The organism is Chloroflexota bacterium, assembly GCA_016197225.1.
In the GTDB taxonomy this organism is placed as follows: Bacteria; Chloroflexota; Anaerolineae; order Anaerolineales; family VGOW01; genus VGOW01.
Genome location: JACPWC010000097.1, coordinates 1 through 19,138, shown reverse-complemented (window position 1 = coordinate 19,138; position 19,138 = coordinate 1). Strand labels below are relative to the sequence as shown.

The 19,138-nt window shown below is 60.2% G+C and carries 17 protein-coding genes and 1 pseudogene; 12 read left to right on the top strand and 6 right to left on the bottom strand.

Going from position 1 to position 19,138, the window contains the following annotated elements; all coding sequences use genetic code 11:
• The first annotated feature begins 52 nt into the window (after nt 1-52).
• Nucleotides 53-865, top strand: a pseudogene (locus HYZ49_16800) (ATP-binding cassette domain-containing protein).
• 26 nt (nt 866-891) lie between these two features.
• On the opposite strand, the gene HYZ49_16795 reads toward HYZ49_16800, so the two are convergent.
• From HYZ49_16795 to HYZ49_16770, 6 genes are all read right to left on the bottom strand, one after another.
• Nucleotides 892-1,722 carry an ABC transporter ATP-binding protein gene (locus HYZ49_16795; GenBank protein MBI3243943.1) on the bottom strand — a complete coding sequence of 277 codons (831 nt, stop codon included), beginning with the start codon at nt 1,720-1,722 and terminating at the stop codon, nt 892-894.
• A gap of 131 nt (nt 1,723-1,853) precedes the next feature.
• On the bottom strand, nt 1,854-2,705 hold the full coding sequence (locus tag HYZ49_16790) for an ABC transporter ATP-binding protein (GenBank protein ID MBI3243942.1): 852 nt from the start codon (nt 2,703-2,705) through the stop codon (nt 1,854-1,856).
• Nucleotides 2,696-3,472, bottom strand: coding sequence for an energy-coupling factor transporter transmembrane protein EcfT (locus HYZ49_16785; protein MBI3243941.1), 777 nt, complete (start codon nt 3,470-3,472; stop codon nt 2,696-2,698). The genes HYZ49_16790 and HYZ49_16785 overlap by 10 nt, the downstream gene beginning before the upstream one ends.
• Nucleotides 3,469-4,242, bottom strand: a complete 774-nt coding sequence (locus HYZ49_16780) for a hypothetical protein (protein ID MBI3243940.1) — start codon at nt 4,240-4,242, stop codon at nt 3,469-3,471. The genes HYZ49_16785 and HYZ49_16780 overlap by 4 nt, the downstream gene beginning before the upstream one ends.
• A gap of 23 nt (nt 4,243-4,265) precedes the next feature.
• Nucleotides 4,266-5,228 (bottom strand): nucleoside hydrolase, encoded by a 963-nt coding sequence (locus tag HYZ49_16775; protein MBI3243939.1) that lies wholly within the window; start codon nt 5,226-5,228, stop codon nt 4,266-4,268.
• A 24-nt stretch (nt 5,229-5,252) separates the two neighbouring features.
• Complete coding sequence (locus HYZ49_16770; GenBank protein MBI3243938.1) at nt 5,253-6,827, bottom strand: CHAD domain-containing protein; 1,575 nt, start codon at nt 6,825-6,827, stop codon at nt 5,253-5,255.
• A 94-nt stretch (nt 6,828-6,921) separates the two neighbouring features.
• Between HYZ49_16770 and sthA the strand changes: the two genes are divergently transcribed.
• The 11 genes from sthA to HYZ49_16715 all read left to right on the top strand — a co-directional run bounded on the left by sthA (nt 6,922) and on the right by HYZ49_16715 (nt 18,999).
• Nucleotides 6,922-8,337: a Si-specific NAD(P)(+) transhydrogenase gene (sthA, locus tag HYZ49_16765; GenBank protein ID MBI3243937.1), complete on the top strand. Its 1,416-nt coding sequence runs from the start codon at nt 6,922-6,924 to the stop codon at nt 8,335-8,337.
• Nucleotides 8,334-8,798, top strand: a complete 465-nt coding sequence (locus tag HYZ49_16760) for a PaaI family thioesterase (GenBank protein MBI3243936.1) — start codon at nt 8,334-8,336, stop codon at nt 8,796-8,798. The genes sthA and HYZ49_16760 overlap by 4 nt, the downstream gene beginning before the upstream one ends.
• Nucleotides 8,795-10,762: a glycosyltransferase family 39 protein gene (locus HYZ49_16755; protein MBI3243935.1), complete on the top strand. Its 1,968-nt coding sequence runs from the start codon at nt 8,795-8,797 to the stop codon at nt 10,760-10,762. Before HYZ49_16760 ends, HYZ49_16755 begins: the two co-directional genes overlap by 4 nt.
• Before the next feature lie 9 nt (nt 10,763-10,771).
• Nucleotides 10,772-12,112 carry a DHH family phosphoesterase gene (locus HYZ49_16750; protein MBI3243934.1) on the top strand — a complete coding sequence of 447 codons (1,341 nt, stop codon included), beginning with the start codon at nt 10,772-10,774 and terminating at the stop codon, nt 12,110-12,112.
• Nucleotides 12,113-12,140: 28 nt separating this feature from the next.
• On the top strand, nt 12,141-12,965 hold the full coding sequence (locus HYZ49_16745) for an XdhC family protein (GenBank protein MBI3243933.1): 825 nt from the start codon (nt 12,141-12,143) through the stop codon (nt 12,963-12,965).
• 67 nt (nt 12,966-13,032) lie between these two features.
• Nucleotides 13,033-14,460: an FAD binding domain-containing protein gene (locus tag HYZ49_16740; GenBank protein MBI3243932.1), complete on the top strand. Its 1,428-nt coding sequence runs from the start codon at nt 13,033-13,035 to the stop codon at nt 14,458-14,460.
• A gap of 3 nt (nt 14,461-14,463) precedes the next feature.
• Complete coding sequence (locus HYZ49_16735; protein MBI3243931.1) at nt 14,464-14,880, top strand: hypothetical protein; 417 nt, start codon at nt 14,464-14,466, stop codon at nt 14,878-14,880.
• Between the two features lie 13 nt (nt 14,881-14,893).
• Nucleotides 14,894-17,101 carry a xanthine dehydrogenase family protein gene (locus HYZ49_16730; GenBank protein ID MBI3243930.1) on the top strand — a complete coding sequence of 736 codons (2,208 nt, stop codon included), beginning with the start codon at nt 14,894-14,896 and terminating at the stop codon, nt 17,099-17,101.
• Nucleotides 17,102-17,156: 55 nt separating this feature from the next.
• A complete protein-coding gene (locus HYZ49_16725; GenBank protein MBI3243929.1) occupies nt 17,157-17,756 on the top strand; it encodes a nucleotidyltransferase family protein in 600 nt (199 codons plus the stop codon).
• Nucleotides 17,757-17,770: 14 nt separating this feature from the next.
• A complete protein-coding gene (locus HYZ49_16720; GenBank protein MBI3243928.1) occupies nt 17,771-18,166 on the top strand; it encodes a response regulator in 396 nt (131 codons plus the stop codon).
• 11 nt (nt 18,167-18,177) lie between these two features.
• Entirely contained in the window at nt 18,178-18,999 is an 822-nt protein-coding gene (locus tag HYZ49_16715) for an alpha/beta hydrolase (protein ID MBI3243927.1), read from the top strand.
• Nucleotides 19,000-19,138: the final 139 nt, after the last annotated feature.

Here is a 19,138-nt window from a genome sequence, read left to right as displayed (position 1 = left end):
CCGGTCGGCAGGGCCTTGGTGAGCCGGGTCCACGTCGCGCCCGCGTTGGTCTGAATTGCTCGACGAAGTGCCGGATATAAGAGACGGCGACTCGGCAAGACCACTGCCGCCCGTCAGAGGCGGCATCACCTTTGAGTCCGTTTCGTTCGCTTACGAGCATGCGTCGGCAGTCCTCCACGATATTTCCCTGAGCATCCAGCCCGGCGAAGTGCTGGCCCTGGTTGGACCGAGCGGCGCGGGCAAGTCCACGTTGTTCAATCTCATCCCGCGTTTTTACGACCCGACGAGCGGGCAGGTATGCGTGGACGGCCACGATCTGCGCCAGGTGACGCTGGACTCGTTGCGTCAACAGATCGGCATTGTGCCGCAGGAGATTCAACTGTTTTCGGGTTCGGTGCGCGAGAACTTGCGCTACGGTAAACTGGACGCGACCGACCATGAACTGGAGGCCGCCGCCCGCGCCGCCAACGCCGACGAGTTCATCCGCCGCCTGCCGCAGGGCTACGACACGCTGGTGGGCGAGCGCGGAGTCAAACTGTCGGGCGGCCAGCGCCAGCGGGTGGCCATTGCTCGCGCCATTCTCAAAGACCCGCGCCTGTTGTTGCTGGACGAGGCCACCTCGAGCCTGGATTCGGAATCGGAAGGGTTGGTGCAGGAAGCGCTGGAGCGCCTGATGAAGAATCGGACGACGATCATCATCGCTCACCGGCTCTCGACGGTGCAAAAGGCGAACCGGATTGCGGTGCTGGAGAGCGGGCGGCTGGTTGAGCTTGGCACGCACGCCGAATTATTGGCGGCGGAAGGGGTGTATGCCCGGCTGTATCACTTGCAGTTCAGGAATGAAGTCGAAATAGTTGTTTCTTAATTCTGTGGTCTCTGTGCGCTCTGTGGTTAACGATCTTTGGTCGTATAAGGTGAGTTGACCAGCCGCCGGTAGGAATCGAGAAATTGATCTTCAGTGTAAACCGTCTCGGCCAAATTGAGTCGCCGTCCCAGCCGGGTAAGCTGTGGCGGGTCAACGTAGGTGGTCGCCAGCGTTTCTTCCTGCGCCAGAACATCTTGCGGCTCCCCGTCGAGCAGAATGGCGCCGTTTGCCATAGCGATGATGCGGTCGAAGTTCTCGGCGCAGAAGTCAATGTCGTGGCTGATGGCGATGACCGTTTTTCCCTGCGCCCGAAGCGAGCGGGCAATGTGAGCGATGCGGGCGATGTTGGCGGCGTCCTGCCCGGTGGTCGGCTCGTCCAGCAGAACGATCGGCGTGTCCATCGCTAAAATAGAGGCCAGGGCAACTATTTTGCGCCAGGCCGGCGAGAGGTCGTAGGGGTTGATCGTTTCTTTGCCCGTCAGGTCGGTCAAGGCTATCGCCTCTTTCACCAGGCGCTCTTTGCGGTCATGATCCATACTCAAATTGCCCGGGCCAAAACTCACCTCTTCCTGAACCGTCCGGCAAAATAATTGATCGTCCGGATTTTGAAACACGTAGCCCACTCGCGTGGCGAGTTTGGCCACCGAATGCCGGCGCGTGTCCCAATCGCCAATGCGGACGACGCCTTGAGTTGGTTGAAGCAGGCCGTTGAGGTGGCGGAGGAGGGTGGTCTTGCCGGCCCCGTTCTGGCCGACGATGGCGACCTGTTCGCCGCTCTCGATGTTGAGCGAGACGCCGCGCAAGGCTTCGACGCTGCCGGGGTAGGTGTAACGTAAGTTTTCGATCTCGATCTTCATAGCGCGGCTTCCAGCCGCAACCAAAAGTGTTCCACGAAGTTACACGAAGAAACACCAAGCTTCCTTCGTGAAACTTCGTGTTCTTTGTGGATCAATATCTTCGCGGTCGGCGAGGTTGTGGCCGGGTAATCTTATACCGACCTTTGCGAAAAACCGGTCTGGGCCTCGGCCAGCGTGATCGGCAGAGGGAAGCCCTCTGGCCAGAGCGACTCTTTTTGCGCCCGGCGGGCTACTGAAGTGTAGCGCGAGATGCCAATGCCGTGTTCGGGCAATAGAGGCGAGGCCAACACTTCCCCCGGCTTGCCCTGCAAGATAATGCTCCCGCTCGAAAGCGCCACGACCCGGTCGGCAAACTCGGCGATCCATTCCACCTTGTGTTCGGCCATCACAATCGTCACGCCCTGCCGGCTCAGCGTCTTGATAACCTGAAACACTTCGCGAGTTCCGATCGGGTCAAGTTGCGAGGTCGGCTCGTCGAGGATCAACACCTTCGGTTGCATCGCCAGAATGGAAGCCAGAGCCACCCGCTGTTGTTGCCCGCCTGACAAAGCGTAGGGCGAACGTTCTGCCAACTCGGTAATGCCGGTCAGGGCCAGGGCTTTTTCGACCTGCGTCTTCATCTCGTCGCGGGCCAGGCCGATGTTTTCCAGGCCGAAGGCAATCTCTTCGTAGACGGTGAATTTAGAACCGGAGATTTGCGAGAAGGGATTTTGAAAGACCAACCCCGCCCTCAACACGAGTTCACTCAACGGGGTCGTGTGAGTGTCCGCTCCGGCCACGGTAATCGTGCCCTTCAAGTCGCCATGATAGAAGTGCGGGATGAATCCGGCCAGTGTGTGGCACAAGGTGGACTTGCCGGCGCCGTTCGCCCCGACAAGAGCCACAATTTCCCCCTCATTCACTTGCAGGTTGAGGTTTTGGAGAGCCGGGGAATTTACCGCTGGATACGTGTAGGTGACGTCACGCAGTTCGATTAACGCCATATGACTCTGGTGATTACCAAGCCAGATGTTATCCCTATCATGAGCCAACGCCCGATTTTTTGAGACAGCGAATCGGCGATCTCGATCAGGCTGGTCTCGCGGCGTTTGGAATTGAAGGCGCGGGCCTCAACGGCAATGGCTCGCTCTTCCACTTCCACCAGGCTACCGAGGACAAGCGGCATCACTAGCGGCAATAACGCCCGCGCTCGGACAAGAAAATTGCCTTCCGTCTCCAATCCGCGCGACCTTTGGGCGTCGAGAATAGCGTTCGCCTTAGCCTGAAAACGGGGCACGATCTGAATCGTAGTGACGATAATGTAGGCGATGCCGCCAGGGAAGCCAACTTGTTTGAGGGTGATCATCAACAGGTCGGGCCGGGTCGTCATGGCAAAGAGCAGAAAGACGCTGGCGATCATCAAAATGCGCCCGGTGCTTACAGCAGCAAAAACCAGGCCCTCTAGTTTCACAGAAAGTGGCCCCAAAGCAACCAGTTGTGTCCCGCCTCCCCAAAAGAGGCCTTGAATAAGGAAAACTGAAACGGCAAATGGAAGAACGAGATTCCGCGCCCCTCTCAGAAACGGCACTGCTACTCGACCCCACACCGCCAGTGGCAAGACAACGATAGCCGTCAATGCATAGGGCACCCAGGGCCACGGCAGGGCAAAGGAGGCGGTAAATAGACAGAAAGTAAGTGTAAGCTTGGTAAGGGGATGAAGGCCATGTAGCCCGCTTTCGCGGGCTACATACATGCTGAAGATGGCGCTCATCGCGCTTTGAAGCGGACCGGCAGGGCGCGGAGAATTGCCCAGACCAGCATAAAAGATAACATTTTGTCAAACGGATCAGACACAGTGCCCTGCGCCAGGGCCGAAGCCAGAATGCCCGCGCCGCTGGCGCGAAAGGCGGCCACCAATAAATCAGTGCCAGAGCCGGTGACGCCGCCGAACACGATGGCGGCGGTTGGGGCCGAGATAATGGCGGCAACCACGCCCGTGATCAACCCGGCAATGCCGGCATAAGCCCCGTTTTGCAACAGGAAATAGCCAATCGCGCCTCCGATGACAATGACTAGAATGAAGACTACTGCATATTGTCTGAGTAGGTCAGCCATATTCGGAAAGACGGCGAAACCGTCCGCCACCTCGAGATTGATGAAAGAGAGGACGAACAGCGTCAGGGTAAACAGGAATACAGCGCCAACCACTACCGACAGCCAGCGTGGTGAAGTGCGGTCGAACGCTCCCCAACGACCGGCCAGACCGGCCATGACACCAATGACTGCCGCCACGTAAAAGAAGGCAGCCGCGAACGGGTTGATAAAGCCCCAGATCAGATTGGCCAGCGCCCCTGTGACCAACCCGGCCCAGGGTCCGGCAATTGCGCCCACTAGCACCGTGCCGATACTATCGAGGTACACCGGCAGTTTTAAGCGGGTGACCAATTCCCCGACAGCGATGTTGATGGCGATGGCGATGGGGATCAACACCAGCGTCCGGGTTGTGAATTCTTTTTTGATTGAGTTGATCATTGTTGACATTTTACTCTCTCCTCTTTTAAAGTCTATTGTAGTGTTTTGCAAAGGGTTTCCATGCGGCGCAAAAACAGTTCGATGAAGTCGCGGGCGTGGACTCCCATTGCTACTTTCATGTTTGGCGGCTTCTTCTGCATCCGGTAAAAGTCGGCGAACGTTTTGCCGGTGGAAACGCCGCCGGAAATGTCAACATCCACGAACAGCGATTCTGTTTCCACAAGCTGGGGCGCGAAGGCCAGCGCCAGGGCCAGCGGATCGTTGATGACACAGCCCTCGATGTTCTGGTGCTCGTCGTGAAACTCCATGTAGAAGCGGGTGGCGTCGGCGATGAAGCGGGAGACGGGCGAAGGGATGGCTAACAGCCGATCCACATCCTGCTGAGTCAGGATCACTTGATAGGTCACGTCCAACGGCACAAGGGTGATGGGCAGGCCGGAGTGAAAAACGATGTGAGCGGCATGGGGATCGCAATAAACGTTGAATTCGGCCAGCGGGGTGGTGTTGCCGCCGTGACGGATAGCGCCGCCCATGAGTATCACTTCGTGGACGGCAGAGACGATTTTAGGTTCGCGGCGGAGGGCCAGGGCGACATTCGTTAGCGGGCCAATAGCCACCAGGGTGATCTCGCCTGGCGCGGCCAGAATTTTTTCGATGAGCAAATCAACGGCATGTTGCCGGGTTGGCGGCGTCACCGGCGGCGACAGCCGGGCGTAGCCAATGCCGGCCTCCCCGTGAGTCTCCGGCGCGATCAACAACGGCTGAATCAGCGGGATGCCCATCCCGGAGGCAACCGGAATGTGCGCCGCGCCGGCCAGTTCCAGGACGCTGAGGGCATTGCTAACTCCGGTCTCGACAACACAATTGCCGCTGACCACCGTCAAGGCCTCTACCTGGAGTTCGGGCGAGGCCAGGGCCAACAACACGGCCAGCGAGTCATCTATGCCCGGGTCGGTGTCAATGATGATCTTTTTGGGAGTCACTGGGTAAAGTATAGACGAGAATAGTCGGCTTGCAAGCTACAATCCGGCAACCATGCGGGCCAGGGCGCGCCGGAAATGTTTGCCGCTCACCTTTGCCCAGGGCCGCCGGATCGTGCGCTGAAGCGTTTTCAATCTTGCTTCTCTGGCCTTCAGGTAGCCGCCTACGGCAGACATTGTTTCCAGCGGCAACGCCTGAGCATTGCGCACCAGAAACTCGCGGAGCAAGTGGATCGCTACATCTGTATCGTGCAATTCGCCGAGGTGGTCTTGCAAAGCCACCATCGCCGTGATAGTCTCATCAACGTTGGGGCCGAGCGCCTCGCGGAAAAATTCCAGCAGGTATCTGAGTCGTTTACCCTCAATTCGCAAAGCGTGAAGCGTCTGGATCGGCGCCCATGGCAAAATTGATTCATACGCCTGAAGCTGGCCGTAGTGATTCCAAATCTCGGTTGGCAGAACCTGGCTGACCAGTCGCGGCTTTGGCGATTCGGAGTCGGTTGCCCTCACGCCCGCGCCGGCTGTCTCCAGAAAGCCGGCGTAAGAGTCTTTGAAAGCGCGGTACGACTCACTGTTCAGATACTTGAGCAGAGCCTCGCGGGCGGCGTTGCGTTTGCCGCTCCAGTCATCCAACAGCGGCTGAAAAGCTTTGGCCTCGGCGGCGTTTAGCGCCGAGGCGTATTCACTGGCGGCCTCGATGAGGACATCCAGGTCGCGCACCGCGCCGAGGCGGCCAGCCAGTGCTTGCAGTTCGTCGCGGAAGGGGCGGACGGCCTTGCGCTTGAAGTGCGAAGCCACGATGCGAAAAGCCGCCCGCTGGCGGCGCGTGGCGACGCGCATGTCGTGCAGGGCTTCAATGTCCGATCCGTCCCGCGTTCCTTCCTCGTTCGCCAACATGCGCTCAAAGTGAAAGCGCAAAATTTTTCGCCCGGCTTCGGCTATTGACTCACTGGCGCGAACGCCGGGGTGCTTCTTCTTTTCTTTCCGGGGCCTGGATTCAACAAGTCCATCGAGAAGCGCCAGCGCCCGCTCGAACTTGGAGAGCGATTGCGGCTCCAGCTTGTACGGGTCCAGCAACTCGCCGAGCGCCTGCAAATCTTCCAGTTTGCCGGTTTGGGCCAGCTCGATCTCCAGTTCGTGAAAAGTTGCCTTGTGCTCCCCGGCCTCGATTTCGACCGTATCCAACGATGCCAGACCGACTCGCCGCCGGCCCTGTTTGACTTCGCGCCCGATGCGGTCTTGTTGAATCACGAATAACTCGATCAAGGGTTGGCCGCCACTGAGCCTTAGGGCTAGGTCTTTGGCCGGGCCGTCGGGCCATTCTGCCGGCGCCGCCTTCGCCGGTGTTTCCACTTCTATTTCTTCGCGCTGATGAATCGCGCCGTCCGCGCCGCTCAAGCCTTTGAGGGTGTTCTTCCAGTTCTCCGATTCGCCCTGACGAATTCGGAGCGCATAGCCACCGCGCAAAATATCGCGGTTTTCAGTGTCCAGATAATAATCGGTCACGCATTTGTCGCCTGTAGCACGAAATTTGTAATCGGCCAGGCGAGCAATGGCGAGTAATTCACTAAACACGCCCTCATCTGGCACAGAGTATTTGGCTTCGATTTCCATTAGCACACGCCTCCTGACGCACCCTCACAGGTTTCTGAAACCCGCGAGGGGTTGACCGAAAACATTATATGGCAGATCGTGTAGAATTTGGCGTATGAGCACTCATTACGATCTGGTCGTCATCGGCTCCGGCCCGGCAGGGGAGAAGGGCGCGGCCCAGGCCGCCTATTTTGGCAAGAGGGTGGCGCTGGTGGAGCGGGCCGAGCACCCGGGCGGCGCGGGCATTAACACCGGCACGGTGCCCTCCAAGACTCTGCGCGAGACGGCGCTCTACTTTTCCGGCTTGCGCCAGCGGGGACTCTATGGAATCGATTATTCGCTCAAGGACGGCCTGACCGTGGCCGACTTCATGTACCGCAAGCAGATTGTGGTCGAGAACGAGTGGAAGATCATTGGCCGTAATCTTGAGCGCCACGAAATCGAAGTGGTGTGGGGCGAAGCGTCACTGGAAGACGCCCACACGGTTCATGTGCGTAAATCATTCGGCGAAGAGCTTGATCTTGAAACTGACATCATCCTGATCGCGACCGGGTCATCGCCTCACCATCCCGACGGCATCCCCTTTGACCACCGCTTGATTTACGACTCCGACTCAATTCTCCATATGAGCCAGATTCCCAAGACAATGGCGGTGATCGGCGGCGGCGTTATCGGTTGTGAGTATGCCTCGATCTTCACCGCGCTGGGTGTCAACGTCACCCTCGTCGAGTCGCGGGATCGTCTGCTGGCGTTTGCCGACGGTGAAATAGCCGGCCGTCTGCAAAAGCGCCTTGAGTCATTGGGCTTGCGCTTCATTTTCAGCGATCGGGTGCTCAAGGTAGAGACGAGCGACGATCACGTACACCTCGCCTTGCAGGGCGGAGAACAGTTGGAGTGTGATATTGCCCTGTTTGCCGCCGGGCGGCAGAGTAACACTCAGGGGCTGGGGCTGGAGGCGGTTGGGGTTCAGTCGGGCAACCGAGGGTTGATTCTGGTGAATGAAAAATACCAGACGAACGTCCCCAACATTTACGCGGCGGGCGACGTGATTGGCTTCCCGGCGCTGGCCTCAACCTCAATGGAGCAGGCGCGGGTGGCAATGGTTCATGCCTTCGGCTTGCGATACAAAGAGCAAGTATCGCCCACCCTGCCGCTGGCGATTTACACTATCCCGGAAATTTCAATGGTGGGCCTGGCCGAAGAAGAGTGTCACGAGAAAAAAATCCCGTGCCTTGTCGGCCGGGCTTACTACGAAAACAACCCGCGCGGCCAGATCATTGGCGACCTGAGCGGCATGATCAAGCTGGTGTTTTCGCCCATTGACAAGAAACTGCTGGGTGTTCATCTCATCGGCGAGATGTCGTCGGAACTGATTCACATTGGCGCGCAGGTGATGGCAACCGACGGCACGATAGATGCCTTTATCAACGCTGTTTACAACTACCCAACACTGGCCGACGCTTACAAGTACGCCGCTTACGACGGCCTGGGCGCGTGGGAGCGTTGGCAGGCGGCGGGCAAACCTCAATGAGTCGAAACAAACAACCCAACTCTCAAACGTGTTTTGTCTGCGGCCTGCAGAACCCGGTTGGCCTCAAACTGGTTTTCTACGACAACGGCGTGGATGAGGTTCGTTGCGAGTACACCATTCCCCCCGAATACAACGGCTACCCCGGCGTGGCCCACGGCGGCATTGTGGCCTCCATTCTCGACGAAGTCGTCGGGCGCATCTCGATGATTGACGATCCCAATCACTTCATGATGACGGCCAAAATGGAAGTGAAGTATCGCCGCCCGGTTCCGGTGAACACGCCGCTGGTCATCATCGGCAGGCGAGTCAAAATGCGGGGTCGCATCGCGCAAGCGGTAGGCGAGGTGCGCCTGCCCGACGGCACGGTGGCCGTGGAAGCCGACCTGACGCTGGTGGACTTGCCCGACGAATTTAAAGTGAACGGCGATCTGGACGCCCTGGGCTGGAAAGTTTATCCGTGACATTGCCTCGGCCCGCGCAGGCGGGCTTTGTGCCTGACGTTGCCGGGCGACGCCGGGCGACTCTCTTAACCCTTGCCGCCATCACCCTGGCGGCCTTTTTTCTTCGCTACTGGCAACTCACAACTCTGCCGCCCGGCTACTGGTTCGACGAAGGGCACAAGTCGCTGGTGGCGCTGGAGATTGTGCGCGGCCTTCGCGCTCCCATTTACGTCACCGATTATGATGGCATCGAAGCGGGTTTCTTTTGGTTGCTGGCCGGCTGGTTCAAATTATTCGGGCCGGGCTACTACGGCGCGCGCGCCCTCTCGGCTCTCCTCGGCGCGCTCACCGTGCCGACCACATTCTGGTCGGCCCGCCAGCTTTACCGCCAGCACCCTCGCGCCGAGATCGTTGGCCTGATCAGCGCCGGGGTGTTGAGCGTCTTGCTCTGGCACGTTCACTGGTCGCGGCTGGGGCTGGAGACGATCAGCGTGCCGCTGTTTGCCATTGCTACGCTTGGCCTCGTCGCCTGGGCCTGGCATCACAAAACGTGGCCCGCCTTCGCCCTGGCCGGGGCCGCGCTCGGCCTTAGCCAGTACACCAACCCCGGCGCGCGCGTCCTCCCTCTGCAAGCCCTGCTGGTCTTCTTTATCCTGGCCGACCGAAGACTCGCTTCTATTTTCAAGTTCGGTTCGATATTCTTTGTGGCCGCATTGCTTGTCTACGCGCCACTCGGCCTCTTCTTCTGGCAGAACCCGCAATGGTTCCTGGCCCGCATCGCTTTCACCAGCGTCGGGGCGCGCGCGGGCGGCCTGCCTGTTTACGTTGATAACCTCTTCAAGACCTTGCTCTCTTTCAACTTTCAGGGCGACCCCCGGCCTCGCCACAACCTGGCCGGGCGACCGGCGTTTGATTGGGTGACTTCGATCTGGATGTGGCTCGGCGTGCTGACCGCGCTTCGCGCTCGCGCCCATTGGCGAAGTCATCTCGCCGTCTTCGTGGCGCTGGCGGTTAACACGATCCCGATGATTCTGAGCGATGGCGCGCCGGGCTTTGGCCGGACGCTGGGGCTGGCGCCGATATTGGTCATTCTGCCCGCGCTCGGCGTGACGGCTTCGCTGGAGTGGGCGGGAAACCGCCGCCCGTTGTGGGCGGCAGTTATTTTGTCATTGGCCTTCTCTGCCGGGCTAAACATCTTCGACTACTTTGGGCGTTATCCAAAACAACCCGGCCTTTTTGAAGCCTTTGAAGTCGGTCTTCACCAAATGACTCAAGCGGCGGCGCAGGCCGAGACGGGCTATTTGATGCTGGACGAAGCCGCCCTGAATCACCCTGGCACGCGGCTCGCCCGTGAGTTATCGTCGAACGACTTGCGCCTCATCAACGGCCAGACGTGTTTTGCCTACCCGGCCCGCGCGACTCGCGAGACGACGTTTGCCACTTTGCCAAAATGGATACCGTCCATCCTGGCGCAGTATCCAGCCGCAACTCAGACCGACATTCTTCACGAGCCGGAAGCGTATCAACACGCCGCTTTGCTTGAGGTGCCGGCAGGGCAGGTGAGCCTGTCCGGCGCTGGCGAAGCCCTGGCCCGGTTTGGCGATCAGTTTGAATTGCTGGCGCTGCAACCCACGTCAGAGGCGGCTTCACCGGGGGAGCCGGTTTCGATTCTGTTTCGCTGGCGCGACATAGCGCCCTCGGAAATCCCGTACACGGTTTTTGCCCATCTGGTTTCAGCCAGCCAGCCGTTCATCACCGGCGTAGACGGCGAACCCTGCGCCGGTTGGTATCCCACGTCACAGTGGCACGCGGGCGAAGTCGTCGAGCATCGTTTGACTCTGACGCTTCCAGCAGACCTGCCTTCCGGCAGTTATGATCTCATGGTCGGGATGTACGATTGGACGACGGGCGAGCGCCTGCCGGTCTCTCAGCCCGGCCAGCGCGAACCGGACAGGGCAATTGCAGGAACGATTGTTATCAAGTAAAGTGTGTTCATGATTTCGCCCGTCCACATCATCGGCCACCTCAACCCGGACACGGACGCGATTGCTTCGGCGATGGGCTACGCCTGGCTTCTGCGTGAGCGCGACCGCCTCAACGCCATTCCGGCGCGGGCCGGGGCGGTGAACCCGCAAACCTCGTGGGTGCTCAAGACTGTCGGCCTGGAGCCGCCGCAATACCTGGCCGATGCCTCGCCGCGCTTTGAACGCATTGCCCGCGCCCTGCCGCCCATTCTGCCCGACCGGCCTCTGCGTGAGGCCTGGGCGGTGGCCTCCACCGGCAATTCGGGCGCGCCCATCGTGGACGCGAGTGGCAAGCCACTGGGCCTGGTGACAGGCAACAGCGTCTTCAAGTTTTTCTCGCGCCAGATGGAAGAGCGGGTTGATTTGGATAACGTCTCAGTGTCGCGGGTGCTCTCGGTTCCGTGCGGCGACGCGATGGATACTGAAGTGCCGCGCTTTGCCACTTCGATGCGCGTGCGCGACGGGCGCGGGCGGGCCGTGCGCGAAGAGCGCGACGACTTCTTCGTCGTCCGTGACGATGGTACGTATTTTGGCATTTGCCGCTCGCCTGACGTTTTGAATCCGCCGCGTATGCAGATCATTCTGGTGGATCACAACGAGGCGGCGCAGGCGATTGGCGCGTTGGACGAAGCCGACTTGATCGAAGTGCTCGACCATCACCGGCTGGGTAACCCGCCGACCAAGACCCCTATCCCGTTCACCGTTGACCCGGTGGGTAGCACCTCGACGCTGGTATGCGAACGCATCCTGGCGGCCGGGCTGACGCCGCCGGCCTCCATCGCCGGTTTGCTGTTGGCTGGTTTGATGTCGGACACGCTGATTCTCAAGTCGCCGACGACGACCGGGCGTGACCGCGCGGTGGCTGAACGGCTTGCCGGCTGGGCGTTAAACAGTGGCGGCTTCCCCTTTGAAAGTTATCAGGATTTCGGATCCGCCGTGCTGGCTGCCGGGGCCGGTCTCGCCGTGCGCGATGTCGAGTCCATCGTCAACACCGATCTGAAAATTTACGAAGGCGGCGGTATTAAGTTTGGCGTGGCTCAGGTGGAGGTGGCAAGCCTGTTGGAGTTGACCCAGCGGCTGGACGAGGTGTCGGCGGGGTTGGAGGCCATGTCCAGAGCTAAAGGTCTGGGGCTGGCGGTGCTAATGGTGACGGACGTGGTGCGAGGCGCAAGCCGTCTGGTGCTGACCGGCCAGGCCGAGCGCCTTAATGAACTGCCCTACACTCGCCTGGCCGACGGCACACTCGACGCGCCTGACCTGGTGAGCCGCAAGAAGCAACTGCTCCCGGCGATTTTGGGATTGTTGGAGTAGTGGCCGGGGATTTATAATCGTGCCAGAAATGAACTCGCTTTTTGCCTCGCTTGCCGAACTAGAACGAAGCGGCGACTCTGCCGCTCTGTGCACCATCATTCGCGAGCATGGCAGTGTGCCGCGCCACGTTGGGAGCAAGATGATCGTGTTCGCCGATGGCCGCATTGAAGGCACGGTGGGCGGCGGCGAAATGGAAAGCCGCGTCATCCGCGAAGCCCAGGCTGCCTTGCGCGAAGGCTCGACTCGGATCATCGCCTACAAATTATCTGACCCCAAAGCCGGCGACCCCGGCGTGTGCGGGGGAGAGATGGAGATTTTCGTGGAGCCGATCCAACCTCAACCGACTCTGCTGGTGATTGGCGGCGGGCACGTGGGCAAGGCGTTGGTACACTTGGGCAAGTGGCTGGGATTCCGCGTGGCCCTCAGCGACGACCGCCCCGAATTCTGTTCGCCCGACTCTGTTCCCGGCGCGGATGTTTATCTGCCCGTCTCGATGGCCGAACTCCCCAGGCAGTTCAAGTTTAATAGCCAGACTTACATCGTCATGCCCACTCGCGGCCTGCCGTTCGATGTTGACGGCCTGCCGTATTTGCTTGACCTGCCGCACGCTTACCTGGGCGTGATCGGCTCACGGCGGCGCTGGTTGGAGGCTGTGAAGCGCATGGAGGCCAACGGGGTGGCCGCCGACAAGCTGGCGGGTGTTCACGCCCCGATGGGCCTGGAGCTTAACGCCGAAACGCCGGAGGAAATTGCCCTGAGCATCCTGGCCGAAATCGTCATGCTCAAACGCGGCGGCACAGGCGAGCCGATGAAGATGAACAACATGCAGGCAATAGTGAACGGTGAGCAGTAAATAGTAAGCAGTGAACAGTGAAAAGTAAGCAGTGAAAAGTAAGCAGTGAACAGTAAATGGAGAAGGTATGTGGCAAACCTATCACAGTGTAACTTCAATTGAAGAAGCGTTGGACATTCTGGCCGAGCAGAAAGACCGGGCGCGAATTGTGGCCGGCGGCACCGATATTATTTTGGAATTGGAACGTAAAGTGCGGCGCGGCGTCGAAACCCTCATTGACATCACCCGCGTGCCAGGGCTGGACGGCATCTCGCTGGACGAGCAAGGCCTGATCCATCTTGGCCCGCTGGTGACGCACAATGCCTGCGCCGCCTCCAAGCTGATTGTGGAACGCGCCCTGCCGCTGGCTCAGGCTTGCTGGGAAGTGGGCGCGCCGCAGATTCGCAACCGGGCCACCATCGTCGGCAACCTGGTGACGGCTTCGCCGGCCAACGACACAATTGCGCCGCTCATGGCTCTGGGCGCATCGGTGACATTGCGCTCAAAGGCACGCGGCGAGCGCGCCGTGCCGCTGGCCGAGTTTTACACCGGCGTTCGTAAAACGGTTCTGCAGGCCGACGAGCTGGTGACTGAGGTTGCTTTCCCGGCGATGACCACCAGTAAAAAGGGCATGTTCATCAAGCTTGCCCTCCGCCGGGCGCAGGCGATCTCGGTGGTGGACATTGCCGTTATTCTCAACTTTGACGGCGAGCTTGTGTCACAGGCCAGGATCACCCTCGGCTCGGTTGCCCCGGTGATCGTCCGGGCGAATGAAGCTGAAGCATTTCTGGCGGGCAGGGCGTTGACGGCTGAGGTGATTGCAGAGGCGGCCTCACTGGCCAGGAAGGCGGCCAAACCGATTGACGACGTGCGCGGCCCGGCGGCTTATCGCCTCGAAATGGTCGAACTGACGGTGCGCCGGGCTTTACAAAGCATTGCCGTCGGTGAAGAACGCGGCTGGTTCCCCGAAGACCCGGTGATGTTGTGGGGCAAGACTCACGGCGCGCCCGCCGCGCCGTTCAACCGCTCTCTGGTTCACACCGAAACCGGCGACGACGCCATCGTGACTCGCGTGAATGGGAAAGAGCACACGATCAAGGGCGCGAACGATAAGACGTTGTTGCGTTTCTTGCGCGAGGATGTGGGACTGATCGGCACCAAGGAAGGTTGCGCCGAGGGCGAGTGTGGCGCTTGCACCGTGTTCCTCGACGGGGCGGCGGTGATGAGTTGCCTGGTTCCGGCCCCGCGCGCGCACGGCGCCGAGATTGTGACGATTGAAGGCCTGGCGAGCAACGGCAAACTGCATCCGATTCAGCAGGCCTTTGTTGAAGAGGGCGCGGTGCAATGCGGCTACTGCACGCCGGGCCTGCTCATGGCTGGAGCGAAACTGTTGGAAGAGCGCCCCCGCCCGTCAAAGTGGGAAGCTCAACAAGCCATCACCGGCAACCTGTGCCGGTGCACCGGCTACTACAAAATTCTGGCCGCTTTCGACAAGGCCGGACGATTGGAGAGGTGAGGTATGCGTTACGGTTCTTCGACAACAAGGCGCGACAAGCCCAAAGAGCAAATGAATCCGATCTGGCGGGGCGTGGGCTGTATGATGGTAGTCATCATCGGCGGCGGCTCCTTTTTTCTCTCGATGTTCCTGCTCGATCTGTGGATTGAGCAGAACTGGCCTTATGCCTTTGTGGTAGCCCAACTGGGTAGCCAGCTTGCCAGAGGGGTTGGCGCTGTCCCTGTCATCGGCAATGTGGCGTTCGGCGCGCACAAAATAGGCTGGTACATTATGCCGTCTGTCCTGGCTCTGCTGGCCACGATGCTTACTTACGGCATCGTCACCGTCTTCTGGGGCTTCTTCAGCAAGCCCGGCGTCAGTGAGTTTGATGTCCGAACGCCTGCGCCCAAGAAGAAGCGCAAAGTTCGCAAGTGCCGTTGAGCTAAGGAGCGCCATGTCCCTCGTCGGCCAATCCATCACTCGCATTGACGCCATCGGCAAAGTCACCGGCCAGACCGAATACCCCGGCGACCTCACCCTGCCCGGCATGTTGCACATGAAGATTCTGTTTGCCGGGCGGCCTCATGCGCGCCTCAAGCGTATTGACACCTCCAAAGCCGAATCGTATCCGGGCGTCGCCGCCGTCTTCACCGCCAAAGACCTTCCCAACAATGAATACGGCCTGATCATGCCCGATCAGCCGGTGTTGATCGGCCCCGGCTCGAATAAAGTTGGCGGGGACGTGGCCCGTTTCATCGGCGATCAGGTGGCGCTGGTGGTGGCCGACACTGAAAAGGCGGCCGCCCGCGCCCGTGACCTGATCGAAGTTGAATGGGAAGACCTGCCCGTCGTCACCGACGCCCGCGAGGCGATGAAAGACGGGGCGGCGCTTCTCTTCCCTGAAAAGGGGAGCAACGTCTTTTGCCATTACCGGATTCGCAAAGGCGACGTGGACGCCGCCTTTGCCAAAGCGGCAGTTATCGTGGAAGGCGACTACTACACGCCGATGCAGGAGCACGCTTATCTTCAGCCGGAGGCCGGGCTGTCGTACATTGACGACGAAGGCCGGGTGACGGTGAAGGTGGCCGGGCAGTGGGCGCACGAAGATCAGGAGCAGATCGCCCACTCGCTCAAGTTGCCCCTCGATCAAGTCCGGGTGATTTACCCGGCCATCGGCGGCGCATTCGGCGGGCGCGAAGACATGTCAGTGCAAATTGTGCTGGCCCTGGCCGTCTGGAAACTCCGCCGCCCGGTGAAGATCGTCTGGAGCCGCGAAGAGTCCATCGTCGGCCACCACAAGCGCCACCAGTTTTACATTCACTGCAAATGGGCCGCCGACGAAAACGGCGCACTGTTGGCCGCCGAGAATGAAGTGATCCAGGACGGCGGCGCGTACGCTTACACCTCAACCAAAGTGCTGGGCAACGCCACCCTCATGGTCACCGGCCCGTACGAGATTCCGAACGTCAAAGTAGACTCGTACTCTGTTTACACCAACAACATTCCCGGCGGCGCGTTCCGGGGCTTTGGCGGGCCGCAGGGCGCGTTCGCCGCCGAAAGCCAGATGAACAAACTGGCCGAGGCCCTGAGCCTCGACCCGGTTGAAATTCGGGCGCGAAACGTTATTCACGAAGGCTCAATTCTTTCGGTCGGCACGCCTCTGCCGAAGGGCGTCTCGATGCCGCAAGTGATGGAAAGATGCGCGGCGGAGGCCGGCTGGAAAAAGGTGGACGGGAAGTGGCAGAGGGCAAATCCCAAACCCCAAATTTCAAATTCCAAAATTAAGCGCGGCCTGGGTTTTGCGATTAGCTTCAAGAACGTGGGCTTCTCGTTTGGCGCGCCGGAGCAGTGCTGGGCAACGGTTGCCATTGAAGGCAAAACCGCGATCGAACGGGTGACGCTTTACCACGCCGGGGCCGACTGCGGGCAGGGGGCGCATACCGTCTTTGCCCAAATGGCGGCGGAAGCCACCGGAGTCTCGCTCGACAAAGTTCATCTCGTGCTTTCCGATACGTCCACCTCGCAAACGTCAGGCAGCGCCTCGGCCTCGCGCCTGACGTTTATGGCCGGCAACTCCATCCGGGGCGCGGCGGAGGCGGCGCTCAAAAAGTGGGCCGACGAAGAACGGCCAGCCGTTGCCACGTATCAATACCGCCCGCCCAAGACCACGCCCTACGATCCGGAGACGGGCCGCAGTGAGCCGAACTTCGCTTACGGTTACGTGGGCGAAGCAGTGGAAGTGGAAGTGGACACTGAGACCGGCCACATTCGCGTCGTCAACGTGATTTGCGCCGACGACGTGGGCCACGCTGTGAACCCTCAACAGGTGGAAGGCCAGATCGAGGGCGCGGTGGTGCAGGCGCACGGTTACGCCGTGCTCGAAAACTTCATTCACCAGAATGGTTACGTGCAAACGCCTTACCTGTCCAACTATTTAATCCCGACCGTGTTGGACGTGCCCGAGTCGGTGAAGTCCGTCATCCTGGAATACCCCGATCCGATCGGGCCGTGGGGCGCGCGCGGCATGGCCGAGATGCCCTACCTGCCTTACGCGCCCGCGCTGGTGGCGGCGGTGAAGGACGCCATCAGCATCGAGTTTCATCAGTTCCCGCTCACGCCGGATCGGGTGTTGCTGGCGTTGAAAGAGGGACAACGGATGTAACGAAGTGAATGGATGGTTTGCTTATTCGTAACATCCGTTCACTCCGTTGTCAACTATGATCGGCGCAATTGTTCTCGCGGCGGGGCTTTCCACTCGCATGGGCCGGCCCAAGCACACCTTGCCCTGGGGCGAGACGGTGATCGCCCGGCGTGTGGTGGACGTGCTGGCCGAAAGCGGTCCGGATGAGATCGTGGTCGTCACCGGCAACGCCCGCGAGGACGTGGAAGCCGCCTTGCGCGGGTCAACCGCCCGCGCCGTCTTCAACCCCGGCTTTGCCAACGGCAGCATGCTCACCTCACTGCAAGCAGGGCTGAGGGCGCTGGAAGAGTCAGCTTGTGAAGTGGCGCTCGTGGCGCTGGGCGATCAGCCGCAGATCGAGGCCGGGGTGGTCAGGGCGGTGATTAAACAGTGGCGGATGAACCGGCCTCCGATCCTGGCTCCAAGTTTCAATGGCCGGCGCGGCCATCCGATCCTGTTTGCCCGATCCTTCTGGCCTCACATTTTCTCCGCCTCATCCGATTTGTCGCCCCGCGACTTGTTGCAGGCGCACGCCGAACAGGTCGTTTACCTGGCGGTGTCCACAGACTCGGTGTTGCGCGACATTGACACGCCCGACGATTACGAGCGCGAAGCGCGGGTTACTTTGCAAACGTAACCGTTTGTGATACATTGACCCCGATGGTCGAAGGCGCAAAGAAGCGAGTTTTGGTGGTGGATGATGACCCCGAAATCACCACGATGCTTGAGGTGATGCTGGAGCTTCATGGCTTTGCCGTGCAGGTGGCGCACGGCGCGGCGCAGGGCATGGCGGCGCTGGCAGTTGACCCGCCGGATGTGGTGTTGCTGGATGTGACGATGCCCCACGTTTCGGGCCTGGAGTTGTGCCGTTATGTGCGGCGCGAGCCACACCTGGCAAAGTTGCCAGTGATTGTCTTCTCGGCTCGCGCCAACGACGAGCATGTGCAACAGGCCCTGGAGGTCGGGGCGACGATGTTTCTCAAAAAGACGGCCAGCCGTGATGAGTTGTTGGGGGCTTTGGATCGGGCGCTGGGGCAGGCCGGGTAATTTCCTCGTTCATGTATTCTCCTCTTCATCAGATAACCCTCGACGGTTTGCAAATTGGTTACCGGGTTCAGGGGCGCGGCCCCGACGTTCTACTGTTGCACGGCTGGGTCAGTTCGGGCCGGATGTGGCAGACGATGATGGACGCGCTCGAGTCGCGCTTTCGCCTGTGGGCACCGGACTTGCCCGGCTTTGGCGATTCGGAGAAGCCGGAGCATAGTTGGTATTCCATCGCCAACTACAACCGCTTCGTCCGCCAGTTTATGGCCCGGCTGGCGCTGGAACAGGTGGATGTGATCGGCCATTCGATGGGCGGGATGCTGGCCTTCGATCTGGCGATTGAGCACCCGGAGCAGGTCAGGCGGCTGGCGGCAATCAACCCGGTCGTCACCGGGCGGACTCATCTTGACTTGCGGCTGTTGAGCGAGTCGTCGTTCGGGCAACAAATGTTGAAGCTGGGCCGGTGGGTGTGGCCGCTGGCCACCTCCGACTGGCCGGACTGGGCCTGGCTGGGCGTGGATCGTAAGCGGGCGATTTATGCGCGGCGCATCCGCGAAGACTGGGGCAAAGCGACTTCCGACTCGGCTATGTCGTCTCTGCGGGCCATTGCCCGCAACGATCTCACACCCCGGCTGACGCAAGTGAAAGCGCCGACGCTCGTGGTTGTGGGCAATCGTGATCTGACTGCGCCCAATTCAGAAGGCCGCCTGGCGGCGCATTCGGTTCCGGGCGCGAGGCTGGTGGTTCTGCCCACCGGCCACCTGCCCACCGACGACTTGCCCGACCGGACTCAGACTTTGGTGGAAGAGTTTTTGGGAGTGAGGGAATTTGCTTGATATACCGAGCACGGGCACAAACTGCGGTTTTAGCGAGAGGCTCGCGCATCATCTGGTATGATTTTACCTATGACCATCCAAGTTGAGTTCACGCCAGAGATTTTGAAAGAATTGTATTATCAACGGTACAATCATCTTG

Coding starts and splice junctions, on each gene's coding strand:
- HYZ49_16750 (MBI3243934.1), top strand. CDS start 10,772: ATGATTTCGCCCGTCCACATCATCGGCCACCTCAACCCGGACACGGAC.
- HYZ49_16760 (MBI3243936.1), top strand. CDS start 8,334: ATGAGTCGAAACAAACAACCCAACTCTCAAACGTGTTTTGTCTGCGGC.
- HYZ49_16725 (MBI3243929.1), top strand. CDS start 17,157: ATGATCGGCGCAATTGTTCTCGCGGCGGGGCTTTCCACTCGCATGGGC.
- HYZ49_16795 (MBI3243943.1), bottom strand. CDS start 1,722: ATGAAGATCGAGATCGAAAACTTACGTTACACCTACCCCGGCAGCGTC.
- HYZ49_16770 (MBI3243938.1), bottom strand. CDS start 6,827: ATGGAAATCGAAGCCAAATACTCTGTGCCAGATGAGGGCGTGTTTAGT.
- HYZ49_16740 (MBI3243932.1), top strand. CDS start 13,033: ATGTGGCAAACCTATCACAGTGTAACTTCAATTGAAGAAGCGTTGGAC.
- HYZ49_16745 (MBI3243933.1), top strand. CDS start 12,141: ATGAACTCGCTTTTTGCCTCGCTTGCCGAACTAGAACGAAGCGGCGAC.
- sthA (MBI3243937.1), top strand. CDS start 6,922: ATGAGCACTCATTACGATCTGGTCGTCATCGGCTCCGGCCCGGCAGGG.
- HYZ49_16730 (MBI3243930.1), top strand. CDS start 14,894: ATGTCCCTCGTCGGCCAATCCATCACTCGCATTGACGCCATCGGCAAA.
- HYZ49_16785 (MBI3243941.1), bottom strand. CDS start 3,472: ATGAGCGCCATCTTCAGCATGTATGTAGCCCGCGAAAGCGGGCTACAT.
- HYZ49_16735 (MBI3243931.1), top strand. CDS start 14,464: ATGCGTTACGGTTCTTCGACAACAAGGCGCGACAAGCCCAAAGAGCAA.
- HYZ49_16780 (MBI3243940.1), bottom strand. CDS start 4,242: ATGTCAACAATGATCAACTCAATCAAAAAAGAATTCACAACCCGGACG.
- HYZ49_16790 (MBI3243942.1), bottom strand. CDS start 2,705: ATGGCGTTAATCGAACTGCGTGACGTCACCTACACGTATCCAGCGGTA.
- HYZ49_16715 (MBI3243927.1), top strand. CDS start 18,178: ATGTATTCTCCTCTTCATCAGATAACCCTCGACGGTTTGCAAATTGGT.